Annotated in this window: 12 protein-coding genes, 1 pseudogene and 1 riboswitch; of the genes and pseudogenes, 8 read left to right on the forward strand and 5 right to left on the reverse strand. The window is 72.4% G+C overall.

All coding sequences use genetic code 11. The annotated features are described in order from the left end of the window. Positions 1-99: 99 nt before the first annotated feature. Positions 100-603: pseudogene (locus ACFV4G_RS17955) on the reverse strand (glycogen debranching enzyme GlgX); the annotation flags it as partial. Positions 604-858: 255 nt separating this feature from the next. Here ACFV4G_RS17955 and ACFV4G_RS17960 point away from each other — a divergent pair. The 6 genes from ACFV4G_RS17960 to ACFV4G_RS17985 all read left to right on the forward strand — a co-directional run bounded on the left by ACFV4G_RS17960 (position 859) and on the right by ACFV4G_RS17985 (position 7550). Beyond that, a complete protein-coding gene (locus ACFV4G_RS17960) occupies positions 859-2100 on the forward strand; it encodes an Ig-like domain-containing protein (RefSeq protein WP_380441337.1) in 1242 nt (413 codons plus the stop codon). A gap of 168 nt (positions 2101-2268) precedes the next feature. Continuing rightward, entirely contained in the window at positions 2269-3507 is a 1239-nt protein-coding gene (locus ACFV4G_RS17965) for an Ig-like domain-containing protein (protein ID WP_380441339.1), read from the forward strand. A gap of 200 nt (positions 3508-3707) precedes the next feature. Then, entirely contained in the window at positions 3708-4922 is a 1215-nt protein-coding gene (locus ACFV4G_RS17970; protein WP_380441341.1) for an Ig-like domain-containing protein, read from the forward strand. Between the two features lie 160 nt (positions 4923-5082). Further along, the gene (locus ACFV4G_RS17975) at positions 5083-5640 is read left to right on the forward strand and encodes an ATP-binding protein (protein ID WP_380441343.1); all 558 of its coding nucleotides are present in this window, start codon (positions 5083-5085) and stop codon (positions 5638-5640) included. Positions 5641-6194: 554 nt separating this feature from the next. Next, positions 6195-7133 carry a DMT family transporter gene (locus ACFV4G_RS17980; RefSeq protein WP_380441345.1) on the forward strand — a complete coding sequence of 313 codons (939 nt, stop codon included), beginning with the start codon at positions 6195-6197 and terminating at the stop codon, positions 7131-7133. Between the two features lie 135 nt (positions 7134-7268). Then, the gene (locus ACFV4G_RS17985) at positions 7269-7550 is read left to right on the forward strand and encodes a hypothetical protein (RefSeq protein ID WP_380441347.1); all 282 of its coding nucleotides are present in this window, start codon (positions 7269-7271) and stop codon (positions 7548-7550) included. 81 nt (positions 7551-7631) lie between these two features. Here the strand turns inward: ACFV4G_RS17985 and ACFV4G_RS17990 are convergent, their stop codons facing one another. The 4 genes from ACFV4G_RS17990 to gcvT all read right to left on the reverse strand — a co-directional run bounded on the left by ACFV4G_RS17990 (position 7632) and on the right by gcvT (position 12154). Then, positions 7632-8999 (reverse strand): L-serine ammonia-lyase, encoded by a 1368-nt coding sequence (locus tag ACFV4G_RS17990; protein ID WP_380441348.1) that lies wholly within the window; start codon positions 8997-8999, stop codon positions 7632-7634. A 154-nt stretch (positions 9000-9153) separates the two neighbouring features. Continuing rightward, positions 9154-10422 (reverse strand): serine hydroxymethyltransferase, encoded by a 1269-nt coding sequence (gene glyA, locus ACFV4G_RS17995; protein ID WP_380441350.1) that lies wholly within the window; start codon positions 10420-10422, stop codon positions 9154-9156. A 136-nt stretch (positions 10423-10558) separates the two neighbouring features. Then, positions 10559-10933 carry a glycine cleavage system protein GcvH gene (gcvH, locus tag ACFV4G_RS18000; RefSeq protein ID WP_359969324.1) on the reverse strand — a complete coding sequence of 125 codons (375 nt, stop codon included), beginning with the start codon at positions 10931-10933 and terminating at the stop codon, positions 10559-10561. A gap of 99 nt (positions 10934-11032) precedes the next feature. After that, on the reverse strand, positions 11033-12154 hold the full coding sequence (gene gcvT / locus ACFV4G_RS18005) for a glycine cleavage system aminomethyltransferase GcvT (protein WP_380441352.1): 1122 nt from the start codon (positions 12152-12154) through the stop codon (positions 11033-11035). Between the two features lie 231 nt (positions 12155-12385). Then, a riboswitch (glycine riboswitch) is annotated at positions 12386-12491 on the reverse strand. Between the two features lie 208 nt (positions 12492-12699). Between gcvT and ACFV4G_RS18010 the strand changes: the two genes are divergently transcribed. Continuing rightward, complete coding sequence (locus tag ACFV4G_RS18010) at positions 12700-13494, forward strand: enhanced serine sensitivity protein SseB C-terminal domain-containing protein (protein ID WP_380441354.1); 795 nt, start codon at positions 12700-12702, stop codon at positions 13492-13494. A gap of 116 nt (positions 13495-13610) precedes the next feature. Then, entirely contained in the window at positions 13611-14546 is a 936-nt protein-coding gene (locus tag ACFV4G_RS18015; protein ID WP_380441356.1) for an enhanced serine sensitivity protein SseB C-terminal domain-containing protein, read from the forward strand. Positions 14547-14837: the final 291 nt, after the last annotated feature.

Genomic DNA, 14837 nt, shown 5'->3' on the forward strand with positions numbered 1-14837 from the left:
GCTGGGGGGGTGCTGGTTTTCCTCCGCGGGGTTCCTTCATTCATGGCGGCGGTCCCCGCCGGCGTGGCAGTGGGGGGTGGGTTCGACGTCCGTGCGGCCGTCGGGGGCGCCCCCCACGGATCTGGGCACGTAGCGGGCGGAGTCGCGGTTGTCCCGGACGGTGTCGGCGACGTCCGCCTCGGGCCAGTTGCGGACGGCGCCGCTGGCCGCGTCGTGGGAGGTGTAACAGCCGTCGACGGCGCGGGCGTACGGGTCGAGCAGCAGCTTGGCCGGGTTCCAGCGGGCGCCGGTCCACGGGTCCCAGCGGCCGTGCACGCGGAAGCCGTACCGCGTGCCGGGGCGCACGCCGGGCAGGAAGCCGTGCCAGATCTGGAAGTCCTGTTCGGTGAGGCGGTGCCGGCTCTCCTTGCCGTCCTCGTCGAACAGGCACAGGTCGACGGCCTCGGCGCCGGCCGCCCAGAGCGCGAAGTTGGTGCCGGGGCCGCCGAGCCGGTCGGTGCGGAAGCGGGCGCCGAGCGGCTGCCAGTCGCCGGGCCACGGTGGCTCGGCGGTCCGTCCGCCGCGCGTCCGCACACCGGCTTCCAGCTCCTGCCCTGACGCCATGGCCGTGCCCTCCCTGGCCGGGGTGTCCCGGACCCCGTGCCCTTCCTCATTCCCGGTTTGCACTGATCGGAAGCGGCTGAACGGGGGCTTACCGGCGGATGGCGGCCGAGGGGTGCGGGCCGTGGGGTGCCCGGGTCGGCGCGGGGCGCCCGCGCGGCCCGGGGGGCGGGCGCCGGCCGGCCCGCGCCGCCGTGTCCGGTCCCGGGGCTCCTCGTTGTTCCGGATATCGGAACGACACGGCTGGAGGCCCCCGGAATGCGGCGCCGAGGACGGGTTTGGGCGCGGCGGGCGGTGGCGGCGGCCTGGTGCCTGGCCGCGCTCACGGGCTGCGGCAGCGGCGGCGCCCCGGCCGCGCCCGCCAACGACGGGGCCCCGCCCGGGGTGCACACCCCGCCCCCGCCGCCGTCCCGGGCGGTGCTCGCCGCCCTCCCCGCCGACGGCGCCCAGGACGTGCCGCCGGACGGGCCGGTGCGGGTGACGGTCGCGCAGGGCAGGCTGGTCTCCGTCCGGCTCGCCGACAGCAGGGGCACCGAGGTCCCCGGCACCGTCGCCCCGGACGGCGCGGCGTGGACGCCGGACGGCCCGCTGCCGCTCGGCACCGCGTACACCCTGGACGCCGTCGCCGAGGACGGGCAGGGCCAGAAGGCGGCCCAGCACTCGGCGTTCTCGACCGTCGCCCGCGCGCACACCTTCGTCGCCTTCTTCACCCCCGAGGACGGCTCCACGGTGGGTGTCGGGATGCCCGTCTCGCTGCGCTTCAGCCGTCCGGTCACCGACCGGGCGGCGGTGGAGCGGGCGGTGCGGGTGAGCGCGGACCCGCCCGTCCCGGTGGCCGCGCACTGGTTCGGCGGCCAGCGGCTGGACTTCCGCCCGCAGCGGTACTGGGCGGCCGGGACGAAGGTCACGGTGGAGCTGCGGCTGAAGGACGTGCAGGGCGCGCCGGGGGAGTTCGGCACCCAGACCAAGGACCTGCGCTTCACGGTCGGCCGGGCCCAGGTGTCCACGGTGGACCTCGACGCGCACACCCTGACCGTCCGCTCCGGCCAGGGCGGCAAGGTGCTGCGGGTGCTGAAGGTGTCCGGTGGCAGCCCCGACCACTCCACCTACCGGGGCGTGCTGGTGGTGTCGGAGAAGTACCGGGAGACCCGGATGAACTCGCAGACCGTCGGCATGGGCGACGAGTACGACATCAAGGACGTCCCGCACGCGATGCGGCTGACCGCCTCCGGCACCTTCATCCACGGCAACTACTGGGCGGATCCCGGGGTGTTCGGCACCGCGAACACCAGCCACGGCTGCATCGGCCTCGCCGACACCAAGGGCGGGACGGGCAAGGACACCCCGGCCGGCTGGCTGTTCGAGCACACCATCCCGGGGGACGTGCTGGAGGTGAAGGCCTCCGCCGGGGACGTCGTGCCGCCGCAGAACGGGCTCAACGACTGGAACGTGCCGTGGGCCCAGTGGGTGGCCGGCAGCGCGCTGCCGCCGTCCCACTAGCGCCGGGAGCCTTCACGACTGCTTCACCCACCTCCCCCCGGAGTTCACCCGGACGGCCCGGTTATCCTGCTCCGACGTGCCGGGACCCGGCGCGAAAGATCGGCGCCCGGTGCAACTTTCGGGGGCACTCGCCGCGTCAAGTGAGTGAATACCGGGAGGGGAGAAACCGTGAAGACGGGTACGACGGCCGGCGCCGCGATACGCAGGGGTGCGGTGGCACTGGCCATGGGCGGGGTGCTGCTGCTCACCGCGGCCTGCAACGACGACAACGGGGGCGGCGACAAGGCGTCGGGGGGCAGCACGACGGCGGCCGACGGCGCCGCGGCCCCGGCGGCCTCGCAGGCCGCACCGAAGACCTCGGCCGCGGTGCTGGCCGTGGCACCGAAGGACGGCGCCCAGGACGTCGCGCCGAGCAACGGGCTGCAGGTGGGCGTGTCCAACGGCAAGCTCACGTCGGTCGAGGTGACCGACAAGGACGGCAAGCCGGTCGAGGGCGCGATCACCCCGGACGGCACCGGCTGGAAGCCCGCGGCGGCGCTCGCCGTCGGCATGGCGTACAAGGTGAACGCGCAGGCCAAGGACGCCGACGGCCTGGTGGCCGCGTCCACGACGACCTTCACGACGCTGACGCCGGAGAAGAAGGTCTCCACCAACGACAACATCAGCGACGGCGCCACCTACGGCGTCGGCATGATCGTCTCGGTGAACTTCACGAAGGACGTCAAGAACAAGGACGCCGTCGTCAAGGGCATCACCTTCGAGAGCAGCAACGGCACCGAGGTGAAGGGCCACTGGTTCGGCGACCGCCGGGTGGACTTCCGTCCGGCGGAGTACTGGAAGCCGGGCACCAAGGTCACCATCAAGTACCGGTTGAAGAACGTCGAGGTGTCGCCCGGTGTCTACGGCGACGTGGACAAGGACGAGCCGTTCACCATCGGGCGCTCGATGGTCTCCACCGCGGACGCCAAGACGCACCAGATGACCGTCGAGCGGGACGGCAAGAGCACCACCGTGCCGGTCACGCTGGGCGCGGACGCGACGCCGTCCTGGGGCGGCACCATGGTGATCATGTCCAAGGAGAAGGTCACCCGGATGAACTCGCAGACCGTCGGTCTCGGCGGCGAGTACGACATCCAGGACGTGCCGCACGCGATGCGGCTGACCACGTCCGGCACGTTCGTGCACGGGAACTACTGGGCCAAGAACAACCCGTTCGGGAACCTGAACGGCAGCCACGGCTGCGTCGCGATGTCGGACGTGCAGGGCGGCAGCGACTCCTCGGTCGCCGGCAGGTTCTACAACGACTCGATGGTCGGCGACGTCGTCAAGGTCGTGAACACCAAGGAGAAGACCGTCTCGCCCTCCAACGGGCTGGGCGGCTGGAACGTCGCCTGGGCGAACTGGTAGGACTTACCCGGCAATAGGCCCGGGTAGTCCCGTATCGTCACTGCTTTTCCGTCGAGCGGCCCGATCCTCACCCGTTGGGGTCGGGCCGCCGGCGTTTTCCGAGCGCGAAGCCCCTCGAATGGCGCAACCTTTCCGGTGGCCAGCGCGTGTATTGGTCGGGCCCGCTGGGTCCGAACGGGGTGTTTGAGGGAGGGATCGACGTGAAGTCGATACGCAGGGTGATGGCCGTCGGTCTGGTCGGCGGAATGATGGTCCTGACGGCGGCGTGCAACAACAACGACGGCGGCGGGAGCGCGGCCAAGGCCGACCTCGGGGGCGGCGCGGCCTCCGCGGCTCCCTCGGCGGCCGGCACGAGCGCGGCGCCGAAGACGTCGCAGGCCGTGGTGTCCATCGAGCCGAAGACCGGCTCGGTCGACGTCGCGCCGGACGCGCTGAAGGTCGGCGCGACGGGCGGCAAGCTCACCACCGTGAAGGTGAGCGACAAGAGCGGCAAGGAGATACCCGGCACGATCGCCGCCGACGGCTCCAGCTGGACCCCGTCCGCCGGGCTCGCGGTCGGCACCTCCTACCAGGTGAGCGCGATGGCCGCGGACGCCAACGGCGCCGTGGCGCAGGCCGACAGCAGCTTCACCACGCTGACCCCGACGGCGCTGGCCAAGGCCGCCGACAACGTCGACAACAACGCGACGTACGGCGTCGGCATGATCGTCTCGGTGAACTTCAGCAAGGACGTCAAGAACAAGGACGCGGTCCTCAAGGGCATCACCTTCGAGAGCAGCAACGGCACCGAGGTGAAGGGCCACTGGTTCGGCGACCGCCGGCTGGACTTCCGCCCCGCCGAGTACTGGAAGTCCGGTACCAAGGTGACGGTGCACTACCACCTGGGCAGCGTCGAGATCGCCCCCGGCGTCTACGGCAGCGACCGCGACGAGCCCTTCACCATCGGGCGCTCGCAGGTGTCCACCGTCGACGCCAAGACCCACAGGATGACGGTCGTGCGGGACGGCCAGTCCTCCGACATCGACATCACCTCCGGCTCGGACGCGCACCCGACCTGGAACGGCACCATGGTCATCGAGTCCAAGGAGGGCGTGGTGCGGATGCAGTCCAGCACCCTGCCCGGGATGACCGGCGCGCCGTACGACCTCCAGGTGCCGCACTCGATGCGCCTCACCGACTCGGGCACCTACATCCACGGCAACTACTGGTCGGACGCCTTCGGCGAGGACAACGTCAGCCACGGCTGCGTCGGCCTCAAGGACGTCAAGGGCGGCGGCGACTCCACCTCGATGGGCAAGTTCTACGACGGCTCGATCGTCGGCGACGTCGTGATCGTGAAGAACTCCAGCAAGAGCGAGACGCTCGACCCGTCGAACGGTCTGAGCGGCTGGAGCCTGCCCTGGGCCTCCTGGTAGCCACCGGGCACCACGCGTTCCCCGCGACCCGGGACCGGCCTCGTGCCGGTCCCGGGTCGTCGTTTTGCCGCCCGCCCGTCGCCCCCTCTTGCACGGGGCATATGCCGAATCGGTCGTGATCGTTTGCTCATTGTCCGTACGCGGCTGCTTGCGTTCCGCAATGATGGGTCGCATGGCGGGTTGGGGCGAAACAGATCAGTCATCAGTTCCGGGAGCCGGAATGGTCGCGGAGGCGTCCTGGATCGACGTCCCGGGCGCGCTGTCGGCGCTGGAGCGGCTCAGCTCCGGGGAACTGGAGGAGATGTACTTCGGCAGGCTGTGCGACCAGTCCGCGCCGGGCGAGGTGCGGCTGCCGTCCCGGGCGGAGTCCGCTCAGGTGGCCCGCCGGCTGGTGCTCTCCGTCCTGGAGTCCTGGGACCTCCACCAGCACCTGGAGGCGGGGGAGTTACTCACCAGCGAGCTCGTCTCCAACGCCGTGCGGCACGCCGCCGGCCGCACGATCGGGCTCCAGGTGATCCGCAAGCCGGGCTGGCTGCGGGTCGAAGTCCGGGACTCCTCAAGGGCGTTGCCCTGCGTGATCCTCGCCGAGCCGCTGCCCGTCACCGAGCGGGGGCGCGGCCTGAAGGTGGTCGACGACCTCGCCGACCGGTGGGGTGCGGACCTGCTGCCGCGGGGCAAGGGCGTCTGGTTCGAGCTGAAGATCCGCGAGCGCCACTGACGCGGCAGGGTCCGGAAAACACGCAGGGCCCCCTGGAATCGCCGTGGTCCGGCGGATGGGGGCCCGTGCAGGTCATCGCGCCGGCCAAGGGGGTGCGTGCCGCGCGATGGGCGTCGACTGTGCCAGGTCGGGCCAGTCGAAGTCCGATGTGTCGACTATGGCACGGATCTCAGCATGTGGGCAAACCGGGCAGCTTGGATTGAAAGGTTTGTAACCTACTTCACCTTGGGAATTTGCATAGGTTAACGATGTCGCCTGTGAATATTCATAAATGATCGCCCCCGAGGGGGGCGCCCGACCGGTGTCGCCGTCCCCGTGCAGGTGGGGGCGGCCGTTAACGCTTTCGGGCGAGCGTGCACCATGCGCCGTTGACGTAGCATCGGGGGCGTGAACCCGTACTGGCGCGTCGCGCTGCCACCGCTCCGCGCCTGAGCGGGCGCGCGCAGGTGATCTGACCCGCGGCCCCGGCCGGCCCCTGCCGCCGGGGGTCCGTCGCGTGCGCCCGTTTTCGAAACCAGTCCCAAGACGGTCTTCGACGACGGAAGTTCACCACTGTGCCGAACCGCACCCGTACCCGCACGCCCTCCCGCCCCGCCCCCACCCCCTCGGCGGCTCCCGCCCCCGGCCGCCTGCGCGGTCCGCTGCCGATCCTGGCCGCCGCCGTGCTCTGGGGCACCACCGGGACGGCGAGCTCCCTCGCGCCCGCCGGCGCACCCCCGGCGGTCCTCGGGGCCGCGGCGCTCGTCCTCGGCGGGCTCCTCCTGTTCCTCTCCAGCCGCGACGCCCGCGCCCTGCCCGGGGCGTGCACCCGCGGCGAGCGCCGGCTGCTCGCCCTCGGCACCGTCGCGGTGGTGGGTTACCCGCTCACGTTCTACCCGGCCGTGACGCGCACCGGTGTCGCCGTCTCCACCGTGATCGCGCTCGGCAGTGCCCCCGTGTTCACCGGCTTCCTCGGCTGGATCGCCGGGCGGCAGCTACCGGGCACCCGGTGGGCCGTCGCCACCGCCGCCGCCGTCCTCGGCTGCGCGGTGCTCGTCCTCGGGCCCGGACTCACCGGCGCCGGCGCGCCCGTAGACCTCCTCGGCGTCCTGCTGGCCGCCCTCTCCGGGCTCTCGTACGCCGCGTACTCGCTCATCGGGGGCGCGCTGATCGCGCGCGGGCACGCGTCGGGCGGGGTGATGGGCGCGATGTTCGGCGCGGCCGCGGTGCTCGTGCTGCCCGTCCTGGTGTTCGGCGGCGGGCCCTGGCTCGTCTCGCTCCGGGGGGCGGCCGTCGTGCTCCACCTGGCCGTGATCACGACCTTCCTCGCGTACCGCCTCTTCGGCCACGGCCTGCGCCGCACCACGGCCCAGACCGCCACGACGCTCACCCTCGCCGAGCCCGCCGTCGCCGCCCTCCTCGGCGTCGCGGTGCTCGGCGAACGGCTGCCGGCCGTCTCGTGGTCGGGCCTCGGCATCCTGGCCGCCGGGCTGGCCTTCCTCGCCTTCGGGTGATCTTGGCGGGTCGTCGGCGCGGCCCCGGGCGGTCGGCGGGCCACTTCGGTATCTCTTGCCGGGACCGGGAGTTGGTGGACGAAGCGTTCGTCCTTCGTCCGCCGACTCCGTGACGACCGGAAGGATTTGCCGACCATGAAGCTCGTACGACGGATCGCCGCCGCGGCCACCGGCCTCACCCTCGCGCTGGGTGGTGTCGTCGCCCTCGCGCCGGCCGCGAGCGCGACCCCGCAGGGCTGCTTCTACTACGTCCTGGAGAACAAGCCGGACGCCGACCCGCAGATCGCGGAGGACGCCTGCCAGATCGGAGCGGCCGGGGGACAGGCTGCCTTCCAGAGCTGTTACCACCTCCTGCGGGAGGACTACGTCCCCGCCGTCATCGCCGGCAACGCCTGCCGCCGCGCCGCGCAGGAATAGCGGCAGGCGGGCCGGCCGCCGCAACACAACGGGCCCCCGGACGGTCACGCCGTCCGGGGGCCCGCCGTCACGCCGGGGCGATCAGCACTCGATGACGTTCACGGCGAGGCCGCCGCGGGAGGTCTCCTTGTACTTGATCTTCATGTCGGCGCCGGTCTCCTTCATCGTCTTGATCGCCTTGTCGAGCGAGACGTGGTGCCGGCCGTCGCCGCGCAGGGCCATGCGGGCGGCGGTGACGGCCTTGACGGACGCCATGCCGTTGCGCTCGATGCACGGGATCTGGACCAGGCCGCCGACCGGGTCGCAGGTGAGGCCGAGGTTGTGCTCGATGCCGATCTCGGCGGCGTTCTCGACCTGCTCGGGGGAGCCGCCGAGGACCTCGGCGAGGCCGCCCGCGGCCATCGAGCAGGCGGAGCCGACCTCGCCCTGGCAGCCGACCTCGGCGCCGGAGATGGAGGCGTTCTCCTTGAACAGCATGCCGATCGCGCCGGCCGCGAGGAGGAAGCGGACGATGCCGTCGTCGTCGGCGCCCGGGATGAAGTTCAGGTAGTAGTGCAGGGTGGCGGGGATGATCCCGGCCGCACCGTTGGTCGGCGCGGTGACCACCCGGCGGCCGGAGGCGTTCTCCTCGTTGACCGCCATCGCGTAGAGCGTCACCCACTCCATCGCGTTGGCCGGGCCGATGCCCTCGGCGCGCAGCGCGCGGGCCGCGGCCGCCGCCCGGCGGCGCACCTTGAGGCCGCCCGGCAGGATGCCCTCGCGGGACATGCCGGCGCGGACGCACTCCTGCATGACCTGCCAGATCTCCAGCAGCCCGGTGCGGATCTCCTCCTCGCTGCGCCAGGCCTTCTCGTTCTCCAGCATCAGGCCGGAGATCGACAGCCCGGTCTCGCGGGTGAGGCGCAGCAGCTCCTCGCCGGTGCGGAAGGGGTACTTCAGCGCGGTGTCGTCCGGCTTGACCCGGTCGGCGCCGATCGCGTCCTCGTCGACGACGAAGCCGCCGCCGACCGAGTAGTAGGTCTTCTCCAGCAGCGTCGAGCCGTCGGCCGCGAACGCCCACAGGGTCATCCCGTTGGCGTGGTACGGCAGCGAGCGGCGCCGGTGCAGGATCAGCTGGGTGTCGGGGTCGAAGTCGATCGGGTGCTCGCCGAGCAGGCTGAGCCGCTTCTCGGCGGTGATCCGCTCGACGTCCCGGTCGGCCTGGTCGACGTCGACCGTGCGCGGGGAGTTGTTCTCCAGGCCGAGCAGGACGGCCTTCGGGGTGCCGTGGCCGTGGCCGGTGGCGCCGAGCGAGCCGTACAGCTCGGCGCGGACGCTCACCACCCCGGGCAGCAGGCCTTCGGACCGCAGCCGCCGGGCGAACATCCGGGCGGCGCGCATCGGGCCGACCGTGTGGGAGCTCGACGGGCCGATACCGATGGAGAAAAGGTCGAAGACACTGAGGGCCACGGGGGGACGTCCTTGTCTGGTCTCGTGGACGGACATTGCGTTGCTGTGCGTAGGCGCAGCATGAGGAGGGGCACCGCGCGTCTTTCCAGTGTGCGCGGTGCCCCGGAAACTCCCGTGGACGACCGGCGTGAGGCCGGTCACCCACCCCCGGCGATCAGAGGTTCGGGTAGAGCGGGTACTTCTCGGCCAGCGCGGTGACGCGGGCCTTCAGGCCGGCGGCGACGGTCTCGTCGAAGCCCGGCTTGAGGGCCTCGGCGATGATGTCGGCGACCTCGCGGAAGTCCTCGGCGCCGAAGCCGCGGGTGGCGAGGGCCGGGGTGCCGATGCGCAGGCCGGAGGTGACCATCGGCGGGCGCGGGTCGTTCGGGATCGCGTTGCGGTTGACCGTGATGCCGACCTCGTGGAGGCGGTCCTCGGCCTGCTGGCCGTCGAGCTGGCTGTTGCGCAGGTCGACCAGCACCAGGTGCACGTCGGTGCCGCCGGACAGCACGGAGGCGCCGGCCTCGGCGACGTCGGCCTGCAGCAGGCGCTCGGCGAGGATCCGGGCACCGTCCAGGGTGCGCTGCTGGCGCTCCTTGAACTCCTCGGACGCGGCGACCTTGAACGCGACGGCCTTGCCCGCGATCACGTGCTCCAGCGGACCGCCCTGCTGGCCGGGGAAGACCGCGGAGTTGATCTTCTTGGCCCACTCGGCCTTCGACAGGATGACGCCGCCGCGCGGGCCGCCCAGGGTCTTGTGGGTCGTGGTGGTGACGACGTCCGCGTACGGCACCGGGTTCGGGTGCAGGCCCGCGGCCACCAGGCCGGCGAAGTGCGCCATGTCCACCATGAGCAGGGCGCCGACCTCGTCGGCGATGCGGCGGAACTCGGCGAAGTCGAGCTGGCGCGGGTAGGCGGACCAGCCGGCGATGATCAGCTTCGGCTGGTGCTCCTTGGCGAGGCGCTCGACCTCGGCCATGTCGACCTGGCCGCTCTTCTCGTCGACGTGGTACGCGGCCACGTTGTAGAGCTTGCCGGAGAAGTTGATCTTCATGCCGTGGGTCAGGTGACCGCCGTGGGCCAGGCTCAGGCCCAGGATGGTGTCGCCCGGCTGGATCAGCGCGAACATCGCGGCGGCGTTGGCCTGCGCGCCCGAGTGCGGCTGGACGTTGGCGTGCTCGGCGCCGAACAGGGCCTTGACGCGGTCGATCGCGATCTGCTCGACGACGTCGACGTGCTCGCAGCCGCCGTAGTAGCGGCGGCCGGGGTAGCCCTCGGCGTACTTGTTGGTGAGCACCGAGCCCTGGGCCTCCATGACCGCCACCGGGGCGAAGTTCTCGGAGGCGATCATTTCCAGGGTGGTCTGCTGGCGGTGCAGCTCGGCGTCGACCGCGGCGGCGATCTCCGGGTCGAGCGAGTGCAGGGATTCGTTGAGAACCGTCATGGTGTGGTCTTCCCGGGGCGAAGGAGGAATCGGGACCGCCGCGCGAAGTGCGCCCTCGGAAGGGCGGCGGCGGGTGACGGGTGGGCGGTGAGGGGGGCGGGCCGCCGCGCTGCGGCCCGCCGCGCCAAGGGCCTGGTCAGCCGCCGATGAAGGCGGTGTACTCGTCGGCGCTGAGCAGCTCGTCGGTGGACTCCACCTTGACCTTGAACAGCCAGCCGCCCTCGAACGGGGCGCTGTTGACCAGGGCGTTGTCGTCCAGGACGTCCTGGTTGACCTCGACGACCTCGCCGGTCACCGGGGAGTACAGGTCGCTGACCGACTTGGTGGACTCCAGCTCGCCGCAGGTCTCGCCGGCGGTCACCTCGTCGCCGACCTCGGGCAGCTGCACGTAGACGATGTCACCGAGCGCGTCCGCGGCGTGCTTGGTGATGCCGACCGTCGAGACACCGTCCTCGGCGGCCGTCAGCCACTCGTGCTCCTTGGTGTACTGCAGGTGCTGGGGGTTGCTCATGGCGTCATTCTCCAGGATGGGAAGCGGGTACGACGAAGCGGGCCGCCGCGCGGACGGCTTCGTCGCGGATCAGTGGTGACCGAGGGCCCGGGAAGATCCTCAGCGGGCGCGCTTGTAGAACGGCAGGGCGACGACCTCGACCGGCTCGTGCTTGCCGCGCACGTCCACCGCGACGGCGGTGCCGGGGGCGGCGTGGGCCGCGTCCACGTAGGCGATCGCGATCGGCTTGCCCAGCGTCGGGGACGGCGCGCCCGAGGTGATCCGGCCGATCGGGGCGCCGTCGGCGGAGACCACCGTGTACTCGGCGCGCGGCACGCGCTTGCCCTCGGAGACCAGGCCCACCAGGACGCGCGGCGGGGTCGACTCCGCCTCGGCGGCGGCCTTCTCCAGGGCCTTGCGGCCGACGAAGGCGCCGTCGTTGGTGGTCTTGTCGAAGCGGACGACCCGGCCGAGGCCGGCGTCGAACGGGGTCAGGTCGGTGGAGAGCTCGTGCCCGTACAGCGGCATGCCCGCCTCCAGGCGCAGGGTGTCGCGGCAGGACAGGCCGCACGGCACCAGGCCGTGGCCCTCGCCGGCGGCGGTCAGCGCCTGCCAGACCGGCTCGGCGTCGGCCGGGGCGCAGAAGATCTCGAAGCCGTCCTCGCCGGTGTAGCCGGTGCGGGCGAGCAGCACGTCCCGGTCGGCCACCCGGGCCGGGAGGATCGCGTAGTACTTCAGGCCGGGCAGGTCGGCCTCGGTGGTCTTCGCGAGGATCGCGGTGGACTCCGGGCCCTGGACGGCGATCAGCGCGTAGGTGTCGCGGTCGTCGGTGACGACGGCGTCGAAGCCCTTGGCGCGGGCGATCAGCTCGTCCAGCACCAGCTGGGCGTTGGAGGCGTTGGCGACGACGAGGAAGGAGTCCTCGCGCAGGCGGTAGACGATCAGGTCGTCCAGGATGCCGCCGTCCTCGGCGCAGATCATGGTGTAGCGGGCGCGCAGGACGCCGAGGGCGGAGACGAAGCCGACCAGCGCGTGGTCCAGCATCTCGCCGGCCTGCGGGCCGGTCACGGTGATCTCGCCCATGTGGGACAGGTCGAACAGACCGGCCTTGGTGCGGACGGCGAGGTGCTCCTCGCGCTCGCTGCCGTAACGCAGCGGCATGTCCCAGCCGGCGAAGTCGGTCATGGTCGCGCCGAGGGCGCGGTGCAGCGCGTCGAGCGCGGTGAGGCGGAGGGACGACATGGCCTGGGAACTCCTCGGTCTGGGCACTCAGGGGTGCACGCGCCGGACCGGACCCGCTCGGGGACCGACTCCTGCGCGCGGGCATGCGGCGGCGTGGGTCTCCCCATCTGTCGTCGAACCTGAGAGCTTCACCGCGCAGCGGCCCGTCGCTGTTTCCAGCTTTCCGGACAGGATGGCGGCTTGCACCGTGGGTGGGCGCACGACAGGCCGTGCGCCGCTTTCCAGATGTGCCTAACCCGTGCGGTAGGGGGGCCTGAGAGATTCCGGGGAGGACTTGCTCCTTCGGCGCCGGCCGTGCCACCAGACGGGGCACTCCGGACTCTCCCGCGCGGGTTCGAGCGGCCGGTATGGAGTTAGTGGGGCCGACTGCGCACGACGCCGTCGGACGCGCACATCATGGCACGTCCGCGGCACCGATGGGAGGGGGGACCCGGTCACACACCACAGGGGACCCGGCCACACGCCACACAAGGGAACACGCACCCTAGACTGCTGCGCGTCGGCAGCAGTGGGCGGCCGACCGGCAGAGGGCGGTACAGGGGCGCATGGGGTACCCGGTGGAGCAGCAGCAGGGGTGGGGCGGCCCGGACACGCCGCCGCCGGGCGGGGCCTGGCCGGCCAACGAGCTGGAGCAGGTGCTCACCGCCGCGCTGGGCGATCCGGGCGCGACGCCGCGGGTGGTCGAGGTGCTGGCCCGCAGCCAGGTGTGGATCCCGCTGCCCGCCGGCGGCGACCCGCAGGGGCAGTCGCTGGACCTGCCGACGATCGAGCTGGGCGGCGAGCCGTACGTCCCGGTCTTCTCCTCGCAGGAGGTGTTCCTCCAGCAGGCGCCGGGGATGGCGTTCGCGGTCGCCCCGGCCTGGGAGTTCGCCCGCGGGCTGCCGTTGGGCGTCGGGATCGCCGTCAACCCCGAGGCCGCGGTGGGCATCCCGGTGCCGCCGCAGGGCGTCGCCGAGCTGCGCCGCGGTCCGCGCGAGGACCGCTGGGAGGACCCCTCGGCGCCGACCGGTGGCCGGGTCGCGCTGCGCGAGCCCGTGCCGGGGGAGGACCCGGAGCACTTCCTGGCCGTCTGCCGGGCCGAACTCGCCGCCCTGCCGGGAGTGTTGACCGCGCGCCGCGCGCTCGCGAGCATCGAGGGCGAGCCGACCGTGATGTTCATCGGCGTGCAGCTGGACCCGGCCGCCCCGGCCGACCCGGCGGCGGTGAACGAGGCGCTCGGCCGCGCGCTGGGAACCGCGCCGCTGCCCGGCGGCGTCCACCTCGTGCTGCTCGACCTCGCCGACGATCCGGTGGTCGAGTGGCTGCTCACCCGGGTGCTGCCGTTCTACGCGCGGGTGTGACGGGGTCCGTTCGTAGGCACGTCGCCGTGGCGTCGGCCGGTGCCGCGCCATAGGGTGCGTGCAGACGGCCGACGGGCCGGCGGCAGGTGAGGAAAGAGGCGCGGCGAGGTGGGCGCATGAGTGCGGGAGCGGTGTCCGGTGGTGCACCGGGGCCCTGGGGCCAGGCACCGGCCGGACGCCCCGGCGCGGATCCGGGCGTGCTGGAGCGCGCGCTGCGCGAGGTCGCGCCGGAGCGCTACGAGGCGTACGAGCAACTGCTCCGCGCCCTGGCCGAGGGCCAGGTCTGGATGCTGCTGTGGCACGGCACCCCGGGCAGCCCGGACGCCCAGTACGGGAACATGGAGATCAGCGGCCACGGCTACGCGCCGGCCGTCACCTCCCCCGAGCAGCTGGCGGCCTCCGGCTGGGCGCGCGCCCACGAGGTCGTCTCCGGGCGCGAGATCGCCGCGTCGCTGTACCGCACCCGCTGGGGCCTGTGGCTGAACCCGCACGCCCCGGGCGGCGGGGTCGGCGTGCCGTGGGCGGACCTGCGGCGGATCGCGGGGGGCCTGGACCGGCTGCCGGCCGGGCCGCTGAGGCTCAGCGAGCCGCAGGTGAACGCCCAGCAGTTCTTCGCGCTGCTGGAGCACCAGGCGCGCGAGGTGCGGGCCGTCCGGGCGCTGCGCCGGGCCTGGGTGCAGCCGGCCGTGGGCGAACCGTACCTGGCCATCGGCCTGGACCTGTACGACGGCTCCCCGCCGGCCGTGGAGGCGGTGCGCGCGCTGATGCAGCGGGCGATCGCGGTGGCCCCGGAGGGGCTGGCGGTGTCCACGGTGGCGATGGCGGACGAGTACGACCCGGTGGCGCTGTGGATGCGGGCCAAGGCGCGGCCGTTCTACGACCGCGAGGCGGCCGGGCTCGCCCGGCCGACCGGTGCCTACCCACCGGTGCCGCCGCCGGGCCACCAGGCGCCGCCGTACTACCCGCAGCAGACCGGGCCGGGCTGGCACGGGCAGCCGCAGCCGCAGCCGCAGCCGCCCCAGCGGCCGTGGCCCGGATACCCGGGGCGCTGAACCGCTAAACCCGCCAAAACCCATTTCCAGAAGCCGACTTGACTTTGCGTCAGGTCGGCTTCGGCGTTTTCCGGACGACTTCGCGGCTGCGGGTGTCAGGCATCTTGACACGGTTATCACGACCGTGTGAAGAGGGATATGCCGATGATCGTGGAGGTGCATGCACGCAGATCACAGTTGGGCATCTGTCGCTTGGCAGGGCTGGCGCAAGCCAGTTCGGATGGCAGAGAGTTCTGCGCAACGCACCGCGCGAACTCGGAACCCCACAAAGGTCAACGCGCACGCCGACCG

It is taken from the genome of Kitasatospora sp. NPDC059747, from assembly GCF_042732955.1.
GTDB lineage: Bacteria > Actinomycetota > Actinomycetes > Streptomycetales > Streptomycetaceae > Kitasatospora.

Bases quoted from the DNA above. Each gene is read 5' to 3' on its own strand.
- ACFV4G_RS17960 (WP_380441337.1), top strand. From the start codon at position 859: ATGCGGCGCCGAGGACGGGTTTGGGCGCGGCGGGCGGTGGCGGCGGCC.
- gcvT (WP_380441352.1), bottom strand. From the start codon at position 12,154: ATGTCGTCCCTCCGCCTCACCGCGCTCGACGCGCTGCACCGCGCCCTC.
- glyA (WP_380441350.1), bottom strand. From the start codon at position 10,422: ATGACGGTTCTCAACGAATCCCTGCACTCGCTCGACCCGGAGATCGCC.
- ACFV4G_RS17975 (WP_380441343.1), top strand. From the start codon at position 5,083: ATGATGGGTCGCATGGCGGGTTGGGGCGAAACAGATCAGTCATCAGTT.
- ACFV4G_RS17985 (WP_380441347.1), top strand. From the start codon at position 7,269: ATGAAGCTCGTACGACGGATCGCCGCCGCGGCCACCGGCCTCACCCTC.
- gcvH (WP_359969324.1), bottom strand. From the start codon at position 10,933: ATGAGCAACCCCCAGCACCTGCAGTACACCAAGGAGCACGAGTGGCTG.
- ACFV4G_RS18010 (WP_380441354.1), top strand. From the start codon at position 12,700: ATGGGGTACCCGGTGGAGCAGCAGCAGGGGTGGGGCGGCCCGGACACG.
- ACFV4G_RS18015 (WP_380441356.1), top strand. From the start codon at position 13,611: ATGAGTGCGGGAGCGGTGTCCGGTGGTGCACCGGGGCCCTGGGGCCAG.